Genomic DNA, 19274 nt, shown 5'->3' on the forward strand with positions numbered 1-19274 from the left:
GTTCCGTAGGATAGTTCTGAACAATTGTCCAGATTCTTTGTTCAGCAAGGGGGTTCAGGCAGGATGGCGCCGTTCAAGCGATGACGAAGGAGACGCCCGAAGAGTACCGATCGACGGCGAGGCCGAGCGCCCGCCGGACGACGACGCTCGCAATGGCGGAACCGGCCCTGATCCTGTGCGCAGCCATTGCGTGCATTCTTGGCGCCGTGCGCGACCTTGGCGGCCTGCTGCGGCGCGGCTCTATTTCGCCGGGTTCACTTCCAGTACGCGGTGTCCTCGACGATGGTCGCAGGCGTCGGCCGCGATGCGCGCCGCGTCGCGCGGTGGATCGCCGCCGCAAGGCGCGGCTGACGCCGGCCCGACCGTCGTCCGGCAAGAACCCCGACTCGACGAAGATGAGGGCTGGCACCTGTTGCAGATCAGGGCGACGGAGGCCCTGAAGTGAAGTCTTTCCATAGTCGACTGAAGGAGGATTCAGTTTGTCCGAATGCAGAGGGGGCGACCGCCTTTCGTTTCCCGGCGAAATTTGAGATATCTCTGCCTTGCGAGACAAGAACGGCCGCACGAAGGAGAGGAAATAGACAATTCTGCCTGGCTCTGATGGGCCAGGAGTATGTCAGCCGACATTGGTGCGGATCGTTAGGCAAGGGGGCCGGCATGTCTCGACCGGCTCGTCAGGGCAGGCGACCGGAGAGGGGTCCGATGCAGGATGCCGCCGTTTTGATCGTGGGCGGAGGCCCATGCGGCCTGATGCTCGCCAACGAGCTCGGCCGGCGCGGCGTGCCGGCGATCCTCGTCGACGACAAGCCGGGCACCACGACGAAGCCGCAGGCCAACGCCACACAGGCGCGCACCATGGAGCACTATCGCCGGCTCGGCTTCGCCGAGGAGGTTCGCGCCCTGGGCCTGCCGGCGGACTATCCCACCGACATGGCCTATTTCACGCGCTTCACCCGCCATGAGCTCGCCCGCTACGAGCTCCCGTCCGCGCGCGATGCGCGGGTGATCATCAAGAGCCTCACCGGCGACTGGAGCGCGGCGGAACTGCCGCATCGCTGCTCGCAGCTCTATATCGAGCCGATCCTGAAGGAACATGCCAGCCGCCTTCCCTCGATCTCCCTGCGCTACGGCTGGCAGCTCACCGGCTTCGAGGACGACGGCGACGGCGTCGAGGCGACGATCGCGCGGACCGACGATGGCGCGATTGAGCGGCTCCGCGTCGGCTGGCTGATCGGCTGCGACGGGCCGCGCAGCTTCGTGCGCAAGACCCTCGGCTACAACTTCCTGGGCGAAGGCGGCGCCCAGCGCGACTTCATGGGCGGCAGGATGCAGATGCTGCATTTCCGGGCGCCCCATCTCTACGACATCATCCCGCACAGAAAGGCGTGGATGTACTGGGCCTTCAATAACGAGCGGCGCTGCTTCATGTGCGCGCTCGACGGCATCAGGGATTTCGTCTTCCACACGCAACTGAGGCCGGGCGAGCGTGAGGAAGACGTCACGGACGAAAGCATGCATGCCATGCTGGAGCAGGTGGTCGGCTTGCGTTTCCCGATCGAGGTGCTGGGGCGCGCGGCCTGGACGGCCGGCTTCGCGCTCGTCGCGGAACGTTTCCAGCGGGGCCGCGTGCTGCTGGCCGGCGACGCGGCCCATCTCTTCACGCCATCGGGTGGGCTCGGCTACAACACCGGCATCGAGGACGCGGTCAATCTCGGCTGGAAGCTCGCCGCGGTCGCGAAGGGCTGGGCCGAGCCGGCGCTGATGGACAGCTACGAGGCCGAGCGGCGGCCGGTGGCGCTGCGCAACACCGCCTTCGCGCGCGGCTTCGCGGCCCGCATCGGGGTCCCGCCCGACCCCGCGATCGAAGACGCGACTCCCGTCGGCACCGAGGCACGGCAAAGGGCAGGCAACTATCTCAACGCCGCCATCCGCGCGGAATTCAACATTCCGGGCATCACTTTCGGGGCCCGCTACGACGACTCGCCCGTCATCGTGCCCGACGGCACGGCGCCGCCGCCCGATTCCGCCAACAACTACACGCCAACGGCCTGTCCGGGCGGTCGGACGCCGCATCGCTGGCTGCCCGACGGACGGTCGCTGTTCGATCTCTTCGGTTTCGAATTCACCATCATGTGCTCGCGGCCGGAACTCGGGCAGGAACTTGCCGATACCGCTGCGCGCCTCGGCATCCCGGCGACCGTGCTCGACATGCCCGATGAAGAAACCCGCGCGCTCTACGAAGCCTGTCTGGTTCTGATCCGGCCGGATCAGATCGTGGCATGGCGCGGCAAGGCGCCGCCCCGCGACGCGGCGGCATTGTGGCGAACCGTGACAGGGGCAAAGGGCGCGATGCAGCCGGCGGCCGCAGCCGGTGGGTAGCGCGATCAGGCTGCCTTGTCGTCGGCCAGCAGCGCATCGCTTTCGATCGCCAGGCGCCGCACGAGATCGACCTCGAGCAAAAGCGCCATTCGCTTCTGCGCCGCACGCCAGACCGGGACCGCCGCTTCGAGGCGCCGCGCACCGGCCTCGGTGAGCCACACCGCGCGTCGACGCAGATCTTTCTCCACGATCGCGATCTCCACCATGCCAGCGCCCTCCAGCGTCCTGAGGTTTCGCGAGAGCGTCGACTGATCGAGACCGATCCGATCGGCAAGGGCACCCAGCCGGTCGTCCTCGGCAGCGGCGATCTGCGCCATCAGGCCGAGCTGCGCCAGGCTCAACCCGGAACCCGCGAGTTCGCGATCCAGGAACTGGCTGATGCGCCGGGCGACGGCGCGGCTGTTGAGGCCAGGACACGCGGCGACCAGCGCGACAGCATCGCGGCGAAGAGTCTTTTTCGGTTGCTCGGCTTTCGTCATAGGTCCATGTATATACAAAGTTTGTACCTACATGAAAATAGCGAAACGGAGGCTCTGGCCGATGAGCGAACCAGGCATATTGGCGGGGATCGGCAACACGTCGCTTATGGCGCTGCGGCGTATCGTGCCGGGGAATGGCGCACGCATCCTGCTCAAGCTCGAAAGCGAGAACCCGACCGGCAGCATGAAGGACCGCATGGCGCTCGCCATGGTCGAGGCGGCCGAGGCCGATGGGCGCCTGAAGCCCGGCGGGCAGGTGGTCGAATATACCGGCGGCAGCACCGGCGTCTCGCTGGCGCTCGTCTGCGCGGTGAAGGGCTATCCGCTCCACATCGTCAGCTCCGACGCCTTTGCCCGGGAAAAGCTCGACCATATGCGCATCCTCGGTGCGCGGCTCGACATCGTGCCGAGCGAGAGCGGACGGATGACCGGGAAACTGACCCGCGACATGATCGAGGCTGCCCGCGTCATCGCCGAACGGACGGGAGCCTTCTGGACCGATCAGATGCAGAACCGGGATCAACTCGCCGCCTATCACCGGTTGGGCGAGGAAATCTGGCAGCAGACGTCGGGGCGGATCGACGGCTTTGTCCAGAGCGTCGGAACCGCGGCATCGCTGCGTGGCACGGCCGAGGCGCTTCGCCGGCGCGACGATCGGGTCAGCATCGTGGCGGTCGAACCGTCCGAGTCTGCGGTCCTGTCAGGCGGTCCGGCGGGCGCGCACAGGATCGACGGGGTCGGCGCGGGTTATGTCGTGCCTCTCTGGCAGGACGGCATAGCCGACCGGATCGAGCGCGTCTCGACCGATGAGGCCAAAGCCATGGCGCTTCGCCTCGCCCGGGAGGAAGGCCTCTTCGCCGGCACGTCGACCGGCGCCAATGTGATCGCGGCCCTCAGGCTGGCCGAACGGCTCGGGCCGAGCGCGACGGTCGTCACCGTCATGTGCGACACGGGAATGAAATATCTCTCTTCCTATGCGAAAGACAAGGTGACGGCCTGAGGCGGCGAATCAGAGCAGGAACAGACCCTCGACCATGGACACGGCAATGCTCCCCACGACACGCCGAAGCATCCCGGTCGGCGTCTGGGCACTCGGCTTCGTCTCGATGCTGATGGACATCTCCTCCGAGATGATCCACGCGCTGCTCCCCGTCTACATGGTCGCGGTGCTCGGCACCTCGGCCCTGGCCGTCGGCATCATCGAGGGCATCGCCGAGGCGACGGCCTCGGTCACCAAGGTCTTCTCAGGCGCGCTCAGCGACTGGCTCGGCCGGCGCAAGCTGCTCGCCGCGGCCGGCTATGGTCTTGCCGCTCTTACCAAGCCGATCTTCCCGCTTGCCGCCTCGATCGAATGGCTGGTTGCCGCCCGCTTCATCGACCGGATCGGCAAGGGCATCCGCGGAGCGCCGCGCGACGCGCTTGTCGCCGACATCACGCCTGCGGAGTTGCGCGGCGCCGCCTTCGGCCTGCGCCAGTCGCTCGACACGATCGGCGCCTTCGTCGGGCCGCTGCTCGCCATCGGCCTGATGTGGCTGACGGCGGAGCATTTCGGCACCGTGTTCTGGATCGCCGTCATCCCGGCCTTCCTCTCGGTCGGCTTGCTCGTCGTTGCAGTCAGGGAGCCGGAGCGGCCGAAGGATCTGCGCCGTGTGCGCATGCCGCTGCGCCGCGACGAACTCCGTCGGCTGGGATCAGGCTATTGGTGGGTGGTCATCATCGCGACGATCTTCACACTGGCACGTTTCAGCGAGGCTTTCCTCATCCTGCGGGCCCAGTCGATCGGCCTGCCGTTGACACTCGTGCCGATCGTCCTGGTGCTGATGAGCCTCGCTTTTTCCCTGTCCGCCTATCCGGTCGGCGTGCTTTCCGATCGAGGCATCGGCAAGACCACGCTGCTTGCGTTCGGCCTCGTCATGCTATTGGCGGCCGACCTCGTGCTCGCCTTCTCCACGGATCTGCTCGCCGTCGGGATCGGCGTCACGCTGTGGGGGCTCCATATGGGCTTCACCCAGGGACTGCTCGCGAGCCTTGTCGCCGGTGCAGCGCCGGCGGAACTGCGCGGGACCGCCTTCGGCATGTTCAATCTCGTCACCGGCATCGCCATGCTCGCCGCCAGCGTGATCGCCGGCGCGCTCTGGGACGCGGCCGGACCGTCGGGCACATTCCTCGCAGGTGCCGGCTTCGCAGCGCTGACCCTGGCGAGGCTCGTCGCTGTCCGTGGTCGGCTGGCGTCCTGATTTCTCCCGATATGGACAAGCATGAAGACGACCGCCGCGAATTGTGGCATCGATGGCGCCTTGCGTCGGGCGGAGACGAATGACATTTCCCATCAACCTGTGCAACGAAGTGGTCCGGACCCTGGATTTCCGGTGCCAATGCGCCTTTGCCCGCGCGGTCGGCTACAACGGCCTTGAGGTCGCTCCTTTCACCCTCAGTCCCACGCCGCATGAGCTGACGGCGTCGGCGATTCGCGAATACCGCGCGATCGCCGATGGGGAGGGCATCCCGATCGCCGGCCTGCACTGGCTGCTCGCCGCGCCCGAAGGCCTGTCGATCACCAGCGCGGACGAGGACGTCGGGCAGAACGCTCGAGACCGGCCGAGGCTTGGTCAGGCTCTGCGCCGAGCTCGGGGGGCGCTACCTCGTCCACGGCTCTCCCGGCCAGCGCCGCCTCGAGGCGGGTGACGATAACGAGGGCCGAAAGCGGGGGATCGCCTATTTCGCGGCCATGGCCGCGACCGCGCGCGATGCCGGCGTTGTTTATCTCATCGAACCCCTATCCCGGCGGGACACGGCTTTCGTCAACTCCGTCGACGAAGCCCTGGAAATCGTCGTCGCCATCGGTTCGCCGGCGCTGGGAACCATGGTCGACTGCTACGCCGCGGCGACGGACGGCGACGATGTCGCCGCGCTGCTGCGGCGCTGGCTGCCGAAGGGTGTCGTGGGCCACGTCCATTTCAACGACCCCAACCGGCGCGGCCCCGGCGAGGGGGAACTCGCCTTCGGCGAGGTCGTCGATGTGCTCCTTGGATCCGGCTATTCGGGCGCCGTGGGCATCGAGCCTTTCGTCTATGAACCGGACGGCATGGCTTGCGCGGCGCGCGCGATCGGTTATGTGCGGGGGCTGTTGGAGGCGCGCAGCCGGCGCGCCCGATCCGGGTGATCATGTCGACCTCTATCGAGCCGAACACAGCCAAACGTCCGCGCAACCGCCGCAATCCCGAGGCCACCAAAGCCTCCATACTGGCGGCGGCGCGCGCGGAGTTCGCCGAGCGCGGCCTCGACGGGGGGCGCGTCGACAGCATCGCCAGGCGCGCACGAGCCAACAAGCAGCTTGTCTACTATTATTTCGGCAGCAAGGACGAGCTCTACAAGGCGGCTCTCGAAGCCAGCTACTCCGACATCCGCAGCCTCGAAAGGGAACTCGACCTCGCCGCTTTGCCGCCGCGCGAGGCGATGGAGCGGCTGATCGATTTCTCGCTTGACTACCTCGCCCAGCACCGCGAGTTCATCCGCATGCTGGCCGACGAGAATGCACATGGCGCGCGCCATGTCAGGAATTCGGATGCGGCGCGCCAGACCAACTCCCCACTGCTCGAGTTGATTGAAGAGACGCTACGGCGCGGCGAGAAGGAAGGCATCTTCCGCGTCGGCGTCGATCCGCTCGAACTCTACATCTCGATCGCCGGCATGACCTTCTTCTATTTCGCCAACGGCCTCACAATGTCGGCCATCTTCGGACGCGATCTCACCCAGCCCACGGCGCTGGCCTCCTATCGCGACCACATCGTGACGCTGACACTCGCCGGCCTCCGGCCGTAGCGCGTCACTGGCGCTCCAACGCAGTCTTGGAACGCAGAATCTCAGAGCCAGATTGCCGGGTCGAGCATGCCGTGGACCACGGCGATAACCAGGATGCCGTAGGGCGCCGGCTCGTAGATGGAGATATAGCGGTCGTCGATCAGGATGCGGGCCGTTTCGCTCAATTCCGGGCGAGCTACACCCATCTCAGGGTGACCGGCGACCAGCTCGAACTTGTCGAACAGGCGATCTAGCAGCCTGTCAGCCGGATTTTCGTTGCCCAGGGCGATATTGCGCCAAATGTCGCGCATGTCCCGCTGGGCGCGGGGAGTCAGTTTGTATCTAGCCACGGGCAGATCGTTCTGCTTTCAATTCTTGCAGAAACGCCACAGGCTCAACGTCCTCACCTTCGCCGCTGGCCTTGCCTTCGAAGTAGGCCCGCTTGAGGTTTTCGATTTCCAGGGCGCGTAATTTCTCGCGTTGTTCGAACAGGCGCAGGCTGTCGCGCACGACCTCGCTCGCGGAGGCGTAACGGCCGCTCTCGACGAGCTCACGCACAAAGCCCTCGTAATGCTGGCCGAGGCTGTAACTGGCTGGCATGGAGGATCCTTTCGCCGTGCCCGACTTTATCAATTTTTGATAAGGCAGGCAAATTCTTCCGATAGCGTTGGCGACACACAAAGCGTGGCGCATAGGGCAGCCCTTCACAGCGAACCGTCACCAAGCGGCAAAATACGCAAGGGGCACTCGCTGAGCTCGGGGGCGAGACACCTGGATCAAGCATCTCGACCGTGGATCCGATCCAAACCACGATCCGCCTGACCAGTTATCAACCATATGGTTGAAACTTTCCGTATTCTGTAATTAGCTCCGCCTGCCCGAACGATCGCGGCCGACGAGGCCCGCGATCCGCGGCCGCCACACCACCAGGAGCAAGGACAGAGCGTGAAACAGAGCATCGTGACCGACGAGCTTTCCAGCGATCCGGAGACCGCCTTCGAACTCGGCCTCGAATGGGGGGTCGATCGGTTCGAGCTGCGCGGGGTCCATGACGGGCGGGTTCCGCTCCTCAGCCCCCATGTCCGCCAGGGGCTTGTTAGAGCGGTCCGCTCGTTCGGTGTTTCGATAACGGCCATCTCACCGGGACTGTTCAAGTGCCCCTTCCCGGCTGGAGAGCCCGCTCGGTCCAATCTCGGCTGGATGGATGCCGGCTTCTACCACTCCTGGCAGGATGCCCGCTCGATCGTCGAAAACCATCGGCTGAACCTGCTTCCGGCGTCGATCGACTTCGCCCGTGAGGTCGGCGCGAAATACATCATCGCCTTCAGCTTCAGCCGAAGCGGCGCGCCGGCGGGCTCGGCTCCAGAGGGCGTGACCGAGATGCTGGCCGAGGCAGCCGAGGCGACCCGGGCCGCCGGCTTCGAACTGCTCGTCGAAACCGAGGAAGGCTTCTGGGCCGACACGGGAGCGCGCTCGGCCGCCTTGATCGGGCGCGTCGGCTCTCCCGGTCTCGGCATCAACTGGGACCCCGCCAACGCGCTGATCGAAGGTGACGTCCCCTTCCCCGAGGGTTACGCGGCGCTGAAGCACCTCGTGCGCAACGTCCACTTCAAGGACGCCCGGCGCTACCCCGATGGAACATGGGAACTGCTCGCCGACGGCGACGTCGACTGGGCCGGTCAGATCGCCGCGCTCGTCACCGACGGCTATGACGGAGCCATCGCTGTGGAGCCGCATCTGTCACCGTCGGTGGCCTCCACGCGCGCAACGCTCGCCAGGCTCCGATCCCTGATCGACCAGGCAGCCACGATCCGATGACGGGTCCCCAAAACAATCTTCGATAACTTTCAACCAAACGGTTGAAAGTTTCGTGAGACCGCGATAGCGTCAGCTCAACGAGACGGCAAAGGGGGAAGATCGATGCAGTCAGTCGCGGTCAAGACGCCGACGCTCAACGACATGGGTGGCGGCAGGCCGGCGCCCTTACCCGTCCGCTTCGACGATATCGAGCAGCTCGACGACTTCCTGACACGGCCGAGCGACGCCCTGGTGAAGGACCTCGAAGGCCTCGACGGCGATATCATGCTGCTCGGAGTCGGCGGCAAGATGGGGCCGACTTTGGCCAGGCTCGCCCGCAACGCCGCACCCTCCAAGCGCATCATCGGCGTCGCCCGCTTCAGCGAGGCCGGCATGCGCGAGCGGCTCGAAGGCTGGGGCATCGAGACGATCACCGCCGATCTCCTCGATGCCGGGCAGGTGAATGCGCTGCCAAAGGTGAAGAACGTCCTCTTCATGGCCGGGCGCAAATTCGGGGCCAGCGACAACCAGTCCCTGACCTGGGCGATGAATGTGCACAGCCCGGCGATCGTCGCGGAGGCCTTTCGCGGGTCCCGCATCGTCGCCTTCTCGACCGGCAATATCTATCCGCTGGTCGATGTCCTGCATCAGGGCGCGCTGGAAACGACGCCGCCCGGGCCGCGTGGTGAATATGCCCAGTCCTGCCTCGGCCGCGAACGGATGTTCGAGTATTTCTCCGGCAAGTTCGCGACACCCGGTCGCCTGTTCCGGCTGAACTACGCCATCGACCTGCGCTACGGCGTGCTGTTCGACCTGGCGAGCCGCGTGAAGGCCGGCATCCCGATCGACCTGTCGCTGATGGGCCACGTCAATGTGATCTGGCAGGGCGACGCCAATTCGCAGGCGCTACGCTGCCTTCTCCACTGCACCACGCCGACCTCCCCCATCAACATCAGTGGACCGGAAACGCTCTCCGTCCGATGGCTGGCGCAGGAGCTCGGCACACGCCTCGACGTCCGCCCCAATCTCGTCGGGACCGAGTCCCAGACCGCCTGGCTCACCAACACCGCCGAAGCGGCGAAGCTGTTCGGTTACCCCGAAGTGCCGCTCGGCGCGATGCTCGACTGGGTGGCCGACTGGGTGGCGCGCGATCAGCTCAGCTTCAACAAGCCGACCAAATACGAGGTCCGCGATGGCGGCTTCTGAGGCGCCCAGCACGGTCGCGCTCGGTCGGTCCGACACGGAGGCGTGCCTGCTCGGCGAAAGCCGGAACGGCCTCCCCATCGGCTGCCACTTCGCCGCCCGCTACGGCGAGGAAGGTCTGCTCTTCCGCCTTGCCGGGCAACTCGAGCGCGCCCGCCCCTGGGCCGGCAGACGGCCTGTGGGTTGGTGATAGGGCGTCTGCCGCTCGGATTGTCGGTCGCGAACGTAGCGTTCGACCGCCCTGTGGAATACCCCTCATCCGACCTCGCCCTCACGGGCGAGGCCACCTTCTCCCACAAGGGGAGAAGGCTGGAGCCTGGCTTTGCCGGCTCTGCAAATCACCGACCTCGATGATTGGCCGAAGCGTTGATGCGGGCGTTCCCTTCTCCCCTTGTGGGAGAAGGTGGCCTCGCGAAGCGAGGTCGGATGAGGGGTCGGCAGCCATCGACATTCGAAATGTAGCGTGCGGAACTGGGCCAACTGAAAATCCCCGCGTGCTCGCGCCTCACCCCTCCAAGCTGCCACCGAACGAGACGATGATCTCATCGGCCATGCGCCGGAAGCGGGCGCTCGGGCCTTCCAGCCCTTCGCTCTGGCGGCTGATCTTGGCGCCTTCGAGCAGCAACGCGAGCATGTCGGCCGCGAGCTCCGGCCGGCTGAGTCCCGCCCCTTTGCAGAGCTCCGCGAGACGGTCGCGATGGGCCTTCTTGGCCTCTTCGATGACGCGCTTGGCCGGATGGTCGCCATCGGCGAGTTCGACCGCCGCATTGGCCATCTCGCAGCCGCGCTCGCCCGAACGCAGAAAGGCCGCGCCGTGCTCCACCCAGGCCCGAAGCTGCGCTCGCGGGTCGCCGGGATGATCGGTTTCCAGACCGCACCACCACGCGCTGCCCTCGTCGACGCATTTCTGCATGCATTCGACGATGAGGTGATCCTTCGAGCCGAAATGCCGGTAAAGCGTCATCTTGTTGGTGTGGGCAGCCTCGGCGATGGCGTCGACGCCGACGCCCTTTATGCCGTGCTGCTGGAACATTTCGCGCGCCGTCACCACGATGCGGTCTCGCGGCCGCAGGGTCGGCTGATCGATCACTTCGTCGTGTTTCACTTTTTGGTCCGCCATGGCTTGACCAGGATGTTACCGAGTAGTAACAGTTGCCTTGTTACTTACCGGTAACACCCCTGACAGCGTCCTGTCAAGAACGAGCGTTCAGGGGCCGCGATTTCCGGGAAATCGGGATCGCCCAAGCATAGATGTTGACCCGATCGTATCGGACCGCGGACAAGCCGCGATTCCGAAAAAGGAGGATTTATGGCTTCGTTTCACCAGAACCTGACCGTCGACCAGCTTCTGAACGACCCCATGACCCTCGCGGTCATGCGGGCCGATCGTATCGACCCCGCGGCCTTCCGCGCGATGCTGGCCGGGCAGGCGAAGCGCCTCAGGGAAGCTGAGGCGGCCGCCTACGCCCTTCCCGCCGGCAGACTGTTCCTACCCGCGCCGTCGCCACTCGACAGCATACGGGCCTTCTGACCCGAATACCGAAAGACCCTGACCCATGGTCGATTATTTCATCCATCGCCCGATCTTTGCATCGGCGATCGCCATCATCATGCTGCTCGCCGGCGGGATCGCCTATTTCCTGTTGCCGGTGTCGCAGTTTCCCGACATCTCGCCGCCGCAGGTCGTGGTCAGCGCCAACTATCCCGGCGCCAGCGCGCAGGTCGTCGCCGATACGGTGACGACACCGCTCGAGCAGACGATCAACGGCGTCGAAGGCATGACCTACATGTCCTCGACCAGCTCGAACGACGGCTCGTCGCGCATCACCGTCACCTTCGACGTGGGCTATCCGCTGACGACGGCGGCCGTCGACGTGCAGAACCGCGTATCGCAGGCCGCGTCGTCGCTCCCGGCAATCGTCAACCAGGCCGGCGTGACCGTGAACAAGCAGAATCCGAGCTTCACGCTGATGGTGAACATCACCTCGCCCGACGGCTCGATCGACCTCACCACGCTCAGCAACTACGCCTATCTCCGGATCGCCGATCCGCTGAAACGCGTCACCGGCGTCGGCGACGTGCAGCTCTTCGGCGAACGCCGCTATTCGATGCGCGTCTGGCTCGACCCGGACAAGCTCGCCAATCTCGGCATCACCGCCGTCGATGTCCAGAACGCGATCGCCGAACAGAACGTCCAGGTCGCAGCCGGCAAGATCGGCCAGTCGCCGGCTCCATCAGGCACGGCCTTCGAGCTTCAGGTCAGCGCGGCAGGCCGTCTGAGCGACCCCAAGCAGTTCGGCGACATCGTGGTGCGCGCCAATTCCGCGACCGGCTCGCTGGTGCGCCTGCGCGACGTCGCGCGCATAGAGCTCGGCGCGCTGCTCTACAATTCGACCGTCTTCGACAACGAGAAACCCACCGTCATCCTCGCTGTCTTCCAGATGCCGGGATCGAACGCCCTGGAGCTCCAGAGGAACGTCGTTGCAAAGATGGAGGAACTGTCGGCGCAATTCCCGAAGGGCATCGCCTATTCGATCCATTACGACACGACCCGTTTCGTGTCCGCGGCCATGGAAGACGTGGTCAAGACCCTGCTCGAGGCGCTCGTGCTCGTCGTCGCCGTCGTCTTCATCTTCCTGCAGAGCTGGCGCACCACCATCATCCCTGTTATCGCCATCCCGGTCTCGCTGATCGCCACGCTGACTGTCATGCTGATGCTGGGCTTCTCGCTCAACATGCTGTCCCTGCTCGGCATGGTGCTCGCCATCGGCCTGGTCGTCGACGACGCCATCGTCGTCGTCGAGAATGTCGAACGGCAGCTGGAGGCCGGGCATCCTCCCCTCGAAGCCGCGCGGCGCGCCATGAAGGAGGTGACTGGCCCGATCATCGCCACGACGGCCGTGCTGATGGCGGTGTTCATCCCGGTGGCCTTCATCCCCGGCGTCACCGGCCAGCTCTACAACCAGTTCGCGCTGACCGTGGCGATCTCCGTCGGTATCTCGGCCTTCAACTCGCTGACCTTGAGCCCGGCGCTCTCCGCCGCCTTCCTCCGCCATCGGCCGCCGTCCAGCTTCTTCCTCTATCGCTGGTTCAACAACGGCTTCGCCAGGCTGTCCCACGCCTATGCGTCGTCGGTGCGCGGCCTGATCCGGCTGCGCTGGGCGGTGCTCGGCGTGTTCGCGGTGCTCGTCGCGGCGACCTATCTGGTTTCGACGCGCATTCCCTCGGCCTTCCTGCCGGTCGAGGACCAGGGCTACTTCTTCGCCATCGTGCAATTGCCCGACGGCGCGTCGCTGGAACGCACCGACGCGGTCGCCAACAAGGTGCGCGATGAGCTGCTCGCCACGCCTGGCGTCGGAAATGTGATGTCGGTCAGCGGCTTCAATTTCCTGACCTTCGCCAACCAGTCGAACTCGGCGGCGCTGTTCGCCATCCTGAAGCCCTGGAGTGAGCGCGGCCCCGGCCAGAGCGCGACCGATATCGTCGATGCGGTCCGGCCGAAGCTGTTCGGCATGCCCGATGCGATCGTGCTCGCCTTCGAGCCCCCGTCCATCCAGGGTCTCGGAACGACCGGCGGCTTCGAGTTCCAGGTCGAGGACCTGACCGGGCGCGGCGCCGAGGCGGTCAACGAGGCCACGCAGGCCCTGCTGGCCGAGGCGCGCAAGCAGCCCGAGCTCAACCCGCAGACGCTGTTCACGACCTTTTCGACTTCGACGCCGCAATACAGCTACGACCTCGACCGCAACAAGGCGAAGCTGCTCGGGCTCAACCTGCCTGATGTCTTCAACACGCTGCAGATCTATCTGGGCTCACTCTATGTGAACGACTTCAACCTGTTCGGCCGCACTTTCCGCGTCACGCTTCAGGCCGAGCAGGATGCACGCGCCCAGGCGTCCGACCTCACCCGCCTCTATGTCCGCAACGCTTCGGGCGAGATGGTGCCGCTGTCGACGCTCGGCAACGTAAAGCCCATCGTCGGGCCGGAGACGGTGACGCATTACAACAACTACGGCTCGGCGCTCATCAACGGCGCGGCTGCGCCGGGCTACAGCTCCGGCCAGGCCATCGAGGCCATGCAACGCGCGGCCGCCACGGCCCTGCCGCAGGGCTTCGGCTATGAATGGACAGGCATCACCTATCAGGAACTCAGGGCGGGATCGGTCGCAATCGCGGTGTTCGCGCTGGCCATCGTCTTCGTCTTCCTGATCCTGGCCGCCCAGTATGAGAGCTGGTCGATGCCCTTCATGGTGCTGCTGTCGGTGCCGACCGCCCTGTTCGGCGCGCTGCTGGCGATCTGGCTGCGCGGCATGGAGATGGACGTCTACTCGCAGATCGGCTTCGTCATGCTCATCGGGCTGGCGGCCAAGAACGCCATCCTGATCGTGGAATTCGCCAAGCATCTGCGCGAGCAGGGCATGAGCATCGTCGAAGCGGCGATGGAGGCCGGAAGGCTGCGGCTGCGCCCGATCCTGATGACGGCCTTCGCCTTCATCCTCGGGGTCGTTCCGCTGATGCTGGCGACCGGCGCCGGGGCGGCAAGCCGCCAGTCGCTCGGCACGGCCGTGTTTGGCGGCATGCTCGCGGCAACGATCCTCACGCTCGCCTTCGTGCCGGTCTTCTACGCCGTGATCGAGCGCTGGCGCGAACGCAGGTCCGCGCCCGAAACCCACACGACGACGGCGGTCTCCCACGCCGAAGCGGCCGAATGACAAGGAAAGAACCCATGCGATACTGGAAAACCACGACAGCCTTCGCCCTCATCGCGGCCACCGCTCTGTTCGTCCATGCCAATGGCGGGCCGGAGATTCTCTTCGATGTGCTGAGCAAGCCGGCCGGGGCCGCCGTCGCCCCGGCCGCTCCGCAGGCCATGCCGGTGCCCGTGACGTCGGTGGTCAAGAAGACCCTCCCCCTCTATCTCGACTACACGGCGCGAACGGAAGCCATCCGCAGCGTCGCCCTGCAGGCGAAGGTCTCCGGCTACATCGTCGACCAGCCCGCGGCCGACGGCGCCGACGTCGGGCAGGGCGACCTGCTCTACCTCATCGACCAGCGCGACTATCAGGTCGCGCTCGACCGGGTGAAGGCGCAGATGGATCGCGACGTGGCCTCGCTCGAATACACCAAGGCCAACCTGACCCGGGGCTCGGACCTGTCGAAGACCGGCTTCCTGTCGAAGGACGGCTTCGAGCAGCGCAGCAGCGCCGTGGAACAGAGCGAGGCCGTCGTCGCCGCGGACAAGGCGGCAGTGGCCGAGGCGCGGCTCAATCTCGGCTACACCGAGATCCGCGCCCCCTTCGACGGACGCCTCGGACGCAACCAGGCACCTGTCGGCACCCTCGTGGGCGCCGGCGGCACGACCCTCAACACGCTGGTGCAGGTCAGCCCGATCTATGTGACCTTCTCGCCGAGCGAGACCGATCTCGCCTTGCTTCGCCGGGCCAAGGCCGCCGGTCCGGTCGCCGCCGAGGTCACGGTGCCGGGAGACCCATCCGCCCCGCGAAAGGGCGAATTAACCTTCATCGACAACAGGGTCGACCCCGCCACGGGGACCATCGTCGCGCGAGCCACCATCGCCAACGCCGATCGCGCGCTGCTGCCCGGCCAGTATGTGAACATCCGGCTGCTGGTCGGCGAGGAGCCCGACAGCCTTCTGGTGCCGCAGGTCGCGCTCGGCTCCAGCCAGCTCGGCAAATATGTCTATGTGGTCGACGCCGGAAACACCGTGGGGATGCGCATGGTCGAGCTCGGCCAGACCGACGGCGAACTGGTCGCGATCGTCAAGGGCATCCAGGAAGGCGACCGGATCATCAGCGGCAACCTGCAGAAGATCGGTCCCGGAATGCCGGTCGAGCCCCAGCCCGTTCAGACAGCCGCCGCGCCTGCCTCCTGACCTCCCGGGTGACAGCGGCCGCCGCCCGCCGGGACCGGCGGGCGGCCTCTTCATCGGTCAGCATGTTCGTACGACCGAACAATTCCTTGTCCTGCCGGAGCCTTGGTGCTTTGTTGCCCTCCGTATCGACGGACAGACGGGAGCGAAAGCATGACGAAGCTGGATGGCGGCTGCCGTTGCGGACAGGTTCGCTTCAGGGTGACCGCCCTGCCGCTGGTGGCGATGGCCTGCCACTGCACCGGTTGCCAGCGCATGACGGGCAGCGCCTTTTCCCTCAGCGCGGCGATCCCGAGCGACGGCTTCGCCGTCGTCGAGGGCGAGCCCGTGATCGGCGGGCTGCACGGCGCGACGCGGCACTACTTCTGCCCGCACTGCATGAGCTGGCTGTTCACCCGCCCGGAGGGCATCGACTGGTTCGTCAACATCCGCACCACGATGCTCGACGAGCCCGCCCGCTTCCCGCCCTTCATCGAAACCTTCACCAGCGAGAAGCTGCCCTGGGCGACGACCTCTGCCAAACACAGCTTCGAGACCTATCCGCCCTTCGAGGCCTATGAGGAACTGACCAGGGAGTACGCGCAATCCCTGGCCGGAAACGCAGACTGACGGGTACGGCGGATCGAGAATCGATAGCTCGATGTCAGGTCGGCGGAACAATGGAGCGGCAGGGACTGCTCATCAATTCTTGCTGACCACCCTGTCACGCGATTGACTTTTTTCCCCCGCAACTGGATTGTTGACGTCTCATCTCACTTTCGGAGATTTCTGCCCGCTCGGTGCCGGAGTGCCGCGAGAAGCAGCTTTTCTGCCGACCTCGTGTCAAGGTGCGCGAACGGGCCTCGTCCTGCAAAAATCCAGTTGTTTACAGGACGCGCACCCCTGCCCCCGGGGATCAGGCTGGCAGCGGACGCCGTCCGTTGCGGTCAGTCCGGATCCCTCTCGAACGTCACCGTTGCTGGCGGCAATCGAACCCAGGGATGCCTGCGGCTGTCATAGACGGAGACGGTCGGTGGCTGAAAGCCCGGGTCCGCCAATGCGCCGACCGCGACACTCACCGTATCGTCATTGCCTTCCTCGGTGTGGAAGACCGTCGTTCCGCAGATTGGGCAGAACCGGAAGACGAAGCGGGCACCCATGTCCCCGACGCGGACATATTCCGTGGCGGCACCGTAGACCTTGAAGGGCGCCGGGAAGCTGGCAAGCGCGGCGAACACGCTGCCGGTCCGCCTCTGGCAGGCGAGGCAGTGGCAGATGCCGACGCCCAGAGGCTCGCCATCGACTTCGATTCGCAAGCCTCCGCAGGAGCAGGACGCTGTTCTGGACGGCATCGGACACCTCCACCCGTAGCAACGTGGATCGCATGAACATGCGGGCGACCGTCCGGACGGACCGGCGGCAGCCAGCGAGGTCAGGTAAGCCTGTAATGCCGAGGCTTTCAACAGGCCATCGCGTATGGTCCGGGGGCTTGAACCGAGATACAGCCTATCCGGCGGGATCGTCGAGCAACCGCTTCGACCGTGTCTTTGGCCCTGGCCCGCGCATGTAGTACATTTCGGGGCGGTACGAATTCCGACCCGATATCATCGACCGGATCGATGTCATCCAATGGCCGGCGGCGGCCTTGGACGAAGGACTATGGCCGCTGGCGGACGGCACCGACGAAGCGGACGAAACGCTGCCTCGGCCCGTGACGGGTTCGTCATATCCGAGTCTTTGCCCCTTCGCGGGATCGAAGTAGTGGAGATGCCCGGCGCGCGGCATCAACCGGATGCGATCTCCGCTCTTCAGGTGAAGGCGCTCGCGAACAAGGCAGTTGAGCGTCGCCTCCCCGAGCCTCGTCACGATAAACATCTCCGACCCGGTCTGCTCCACGACCACGACCTCAACCTCCGCACCGTCGGGGTGGATGTCGAAATGCTCGGGACGGACACCGAGTACAACCTCGCGATCGCCGAAGGCTCGCATGTCCTCGGCGGTGAAGATGGGGCCGCCGTCCGCCATGAACCGACCGTCGCGCAAGGCGCCGGTGACGAAGTTCATCGCGGGCGAGCCGATGAAGCCGGCGACGAACATGTTTGCCGGCCGGTCATAGAGATCGAGCGGACTGCCCACCTGCTCGATGATGCCGTCGCGCATCACCACGATCTTGTCCGCCATGGTCATGGCTTCGATCTGGTCGTGGGTGACATAGACCGTGGTCGTCTTCAGCCGCTGATGCAGCGCCTTGATCTCGACGCGCATCTGGACACGGAGTTTCGCATCGAGATTGGAGAGCGGCTCATCGAAAAGAAACACCTTGGGGTCACGCACGATGGCGCGGCCCATGGCGACGCGTTGCCGCTGCCCGCCGGAAAGCTGCTTCGGAAGGCGCTGGAGAAGCGCCTGCAGGCCGAGTATCTCGGCTGCCGCAGCAACCCGGCGCTCGATCTCCGCTGCCGGCCTTCCAGCGAGCTTCAACGAGAAGCCCATGTTCCTGGCCACGGTCATGTGCGGATAGAGCGCATAGTTCTGGAAGACCATCGCGACATCGCGCTCGCGCGGGGCGACATCGCTGACGACCCGGTCGCCGATCACGATGTCGCCGTCCGTCAGCCCCTCCAGGCCGGCAATTATGCGAAGCAGCGTCGACTTTCCGCAGCCGGACGGACCGACCAGCGCAACGAACTCGCCATCGGCGACCTCCACGTCGACGCCTCGCAGGACGTTCACCGCACCGAAGGATTTTCTCGCATTGCAAATGGATACGGGCGCCATGTCTCAGGTCTCTCGATTCGGGGCATTCGTGGCTGGATCATCCGTCCCGCCGACAACGACATCGATTGCGAAGCTGCGCTTCTCGCCAGGCGCAAGCAGCGGCGTGACCTCATTCGAGCCGTCCGAACGGCGACCGGCACTGCAAGGCTCGACCGAGAGCACGCCGCAGCCGGGGCGCAGGTCCTGCCAGAGCTGGAGCCAGGGCAGTGCGTCCGTGCGCCAGCGGAATTCGATGATTTCACCGCCGGTCACGCAACATGAAGCCCACTCGCCTCTTGCTTCATGCAGCACGGACGGTCCCGGCGCGCCCGGGCTCGGCAGTTCCAGCGGACCGGCAATACGGCGTCCATCCAGGAACAGTCGTGTCGTCTCGTCGATGGCGGGGAAGCCGAGATTGAAATGGTAGAGGGCAAGAACGGCCAGCGCCTCGGCGCCGACGACGTCGACCGTATCGCGCAGCCGGATCGTCCGGCCGCCGATCGGCGCCTCGATACGGCGACGCAATCGGTAGCCGCCGGCGCCATAGGCCCAGGCGACAATCTCGCCTTCGCAGAAAAGCACGGGCTCCTCGGCGTCCCAGTCCTCGCCATGCCCGGTCAGGCGCGCCGGCGTGAAGGGTGCCGAACCGTGCAGCGAATGACCGCCTGCCGGCTGGCGGATGTGATCGAAGCCGCAGGTGTTGAGGAAACCGCCGAATCCGGCATTGAAGCGGCGCTCGGGATCGATCCCTTCAGGCGGCAGGCGGAAACCCGCCGGGCTTTGCCAACCAAGTTGCACCCCGCGCCACGACAAAGTGGCGATGTCGAGCATGCGACCAGCCGTCACCCAGAAATCCAGTCCTCCCCCTGTCGAGAAGACGAGAGCCTCGACCCCTGCCTCCAGCCCATCGGCCATCACGACGCGCCGGACGCTCCCCACCTGTCTGAGGTCGCCGACAAGCCTCCGCAGTCTGGCGGGCGGAAGAACCATGT

Annotated in this window: 19 protein-coding genes and 1 pseudogene; 13 read left to right on the top strand and 7 right to left on the bottom strand. The window is 65.7% G+C overall.

What is annotated here, in order from left to right:
• Positions 1-702: 702 nt before the first annotated feature.
• Positions 703-2379 carry an FAD-dependent oxidoreductase gene (locus JN280_RS37520; RefSeq protein WP_202309228.1) on the top strand — a complete coding sequence of 559 codons (1677 nt, stop codon included), beginning with the start codon at positions 703-705 and terminating at the stop codon, positions 2377-2379.
• A 5-nt stretch (positions 2380-2384) separates the two neighbouring features.
• On the opposite strand, the gene JN280_RS37525 is transcribed toward JN280_RS37520, so the two are convergent.
• Positions 2385-2858, bottom strand: coding sequence for a MarR family winged helix-turn-helix transcriptional regulator (locus JN280_RS37525; RefSeq protein ID WP_274609051.1), 474 nt, complete (start codon positions 2856-2858; stop codon positions 2385-2387).
• 61 nt (positions 2859-2919) lie between these two features.
• On the opposite strand from JN280_RS37525, the gene JN280_RS37530 reads away from it, so the two are divergent.
• The 5 genes from JN280_RS37530 (at position 2920) to JN280_RS37550 (ending at position 6680) form a co-directional block, all read left to right on the top strand.
• Entirely contained in the window at positions 2920-3858 is a 939-nt protein-coding gene (locus JN280_RS37530) for a PLP-dependent cysteine synthase family protein (RefSeq protein WP_202309230.1), read from the top strand.
• A gap of 46 nt (positions 3859-3904) precedes the next feature.
• Positions 3905-5095, top strand: a complete 1191-nt coding sequence (locus JN280_RS37535) for an MFS transporter (protein ID WP_244742676.1) — start codon at positions 3905-3907, stop codon at positions 5093-5095.
• Positions 5096-5174: 79 nt separating this feature from the next.
• Positions 5175-5543 (top strand): hypothetical protein, encoded by a 369-nt coding sequence (locus tag JN280_RS37540; protein ID WP_202309232.1) that lies wholly within the window; start codon positions 5175-5177, stop codon positions 5541-5543.
• Positions 5464-6021, top strand: a complete 558-nt coding sequence (locus JN280_RS37545) for a sugar phosphate isomerase/epimerase family protein (RefSeq protein ID WP_202309233.1) — start codon at positions 5464-5466, stop codon at positions 6019-6021. The genes JN280_RS37540 and JN280_RS37545 overlap by 80 nt, the downstream gene beginning before the upstream one ends.
• A gap of 2 nt (positions 6022-6023) precedes the next feature.
• Positions 6024-6680 carry a TetR family transcriptional regulator gene (locus tag JN280_RS37550; protein WP_202309234.1) on the top strand — a complete coding sequence of 219 codons (657 nt, stop codon included), beginning with the start codon at positions 6024-6026 and terminating at the stop codon, positions 6678-6680.
• Positions 6681-6721: 41 nt separating this feature from the next.
• Here JN280_RS37550 and JN280_RS37555 read toward each other — a convergent pair whose 3' ends face one another.
• Both JN280_RS37555 and JN280_RS37560 read right to left on the bottom strand, forming a co-directional pair.
• Positions 6722-7009 (bottom strand): type II toxin-antitoxin system RelE/ParE family toxin, encoded by a 288-nt coding sequence (locus JN280_RS37555; RefSeq protein WP_202309235.1) that lies wholly within the window; start codon positions 7007-7009, stop codon positions 6722-6724.
• On the bottom strand, positions 7002-7259 hold the full coding sequence (locus tag JN280_RS37560; RefSeq protein WP_202315298.1) for a type II toxin-antitoxin system ParD family antitoxin: 258 nt from the start codon (positions 7257-7259) through the stop codon (positions 7002-7004). Before JN280_RS37560 ends, JN280_RS37555 begins: the two co-directional genes overlap by 8 nt.
• 345 nt (positions 7260-7604) lie before the next feature.
• Between JN280_RS37560 and JN280_RS37565 the strand changes: the two genes are divergently transcribed.
• The 3 genes from JN280_RS37565 (at position 7605) to JN280_RS37575 (ending at position 9849) form a co-directional block, all read left to right on the top strand.
• Complete coding sequence (locus JN280_RS37565) at positions 7605-8477, top strand: sugar phosphate isomerase/epimerase family protein (protein WP_202309236.1); 873 nt, start codon at positions 7605-7607, stop codon at positions 8475-8477.
• Positions 8478-8579: 102 nt separating this feature from the next.
• Positions 8580-9662, top strand: coding sequence for an NAD-dependent epimerase/dehydratase family protein (locus JN280_RS37570; protein ID WP_244742679.1), 1083 nt, complete (start codon positions 8580-8582; stop codon positions 9660-9662).
• On the top strand, positions 9649-9849 hold the full coding sequence (locus JN280_RS37575; RefSeq protein WP_202309237.1) for a hypothetical protein: 201 nt from the start codon (positions 9649-9651) through the stop codon (positions 9847-9849). Before JN280_RS37570 ends, JN280_RS37575 begins: the two co-directional genes overlap by 14 nt.
• A 315-nt stretch (positions 9850-10164) precedes the next feature.
• On the opposite strand, the gene JN280_RS37580 is transcribed toward JN280_RS37575, so the two are convergent.
• Complete coding sequence (locus JN280_RS37580; RefSeq protein ID WP_244742683.1) at positions 10165-10764, bottom strand: TetR/AcrR family transcriptional regulator; 600 nt, start codon at positions 10762-10764, stop codon at positions 10165-10167.
• Between the two features lie 204 nt (positions 10765-10968).
• Here JN280_RS37580 and JN280_RS37585 point away from each other — a divergent pair, with 204 nt between their 5' ends.
• The 4 genes from JN280_RS37585 to JN280_RS37600 all read left to right on the top strand — a co-directional run bounded on the left by JN280_RS37585 (position 10969) and on the right by JN280_RS37600 (position 16155).
• Positions 10969-11190, top strand: a complete 222-nt coding sequence (locus JN280_RS37585) for a hypothetical protein (protein ID WP_202309239.1) — start codon at positions 10969-10971, stop codon at positions 11188-11190.
• 25 nt (positions 11191-11215) lie between these two features.
• On the top strand, positions 11216-14368 hold the full coding sequence (locus JN280_RS37590) for an efflux RND transporter permease subunit (protein ID WP_202309240.1): 3153 nt from the start codon (positions 11216-11218) through the stop codon (positions 14366-14368).
• Between the two features lie 14 nt (positions 14369-14382).
• A complete protein-coding gene (locus JN280_RS37595; protein WP_202309241.1) occupies positions 14383-15549 on the top strand; it encodes an efflux RND transporter periplasmic adaptor subunit in 1167 nt (388 codons plus the stop codon).
• Between the two features lie 150 nt (positions 15550-15699).
• Positions 15700-16155 carry a GFA family protein gene (locus JN280_RS37600; protein ID WP_202309242.1) on the top strand — a complete coding sequence of 152 codons (456 nt, stop codon included), beginning with the start codon at positions 15700-15702 and terminating at the stop codon, positions 16153-16155.
• A 317-nt stretch (positions 16156-16472) separates the two neighbouring features.
• On the opposite strand, the gene JN280_RS37605 is transcribed toward JN280_RS37600, so the two are convergent.
• From JN280_RS37605 to JN280_RS37615, 3 genes and pseudogenes are all read right to left on the bottom strand, one after another.
• On the bottom strand, positions 16473-16877 hold the full coding sequence (locus tag JN280_RS37605; RefSeq protein WP_202309243.1) for a GFA family protein: 405 nt from the start codon (positions 16875-16877) through the stop codon (positions 16473-16475).
• Between the two features lie 379 nt (positions 16878-17256).
• Positions 17257-18303 (bottom strand): annotated as a pseudogene (locus tag JN280_RS37610) (ABC transporter ATP-binding protein); the annotation flags it as partial.
• Between the two features lie 3 nt (positions 18304-18306).
• Complete coding sequence (locus tag JN280_RS37615; RefSeq protein ID WP_202309245.1) at positions 18307-19272, bottom strand: DUF4432 family protein; 966 nt, start codon at positions 19270-19272, stop codon at positions 18307-18309.
• Positions 19273-19274 lie beyond the last annotated feature (2 nt).

Origin of the sequence: Mesorhizobium sp. L-8-10 (genome assembly GCF_016756635.1) — a bacterium.
Classification (GTDB): Bacteria; Pseudomonadota; Alphaproteobacteria; order Rhizobiales; family Rhizobiaceae.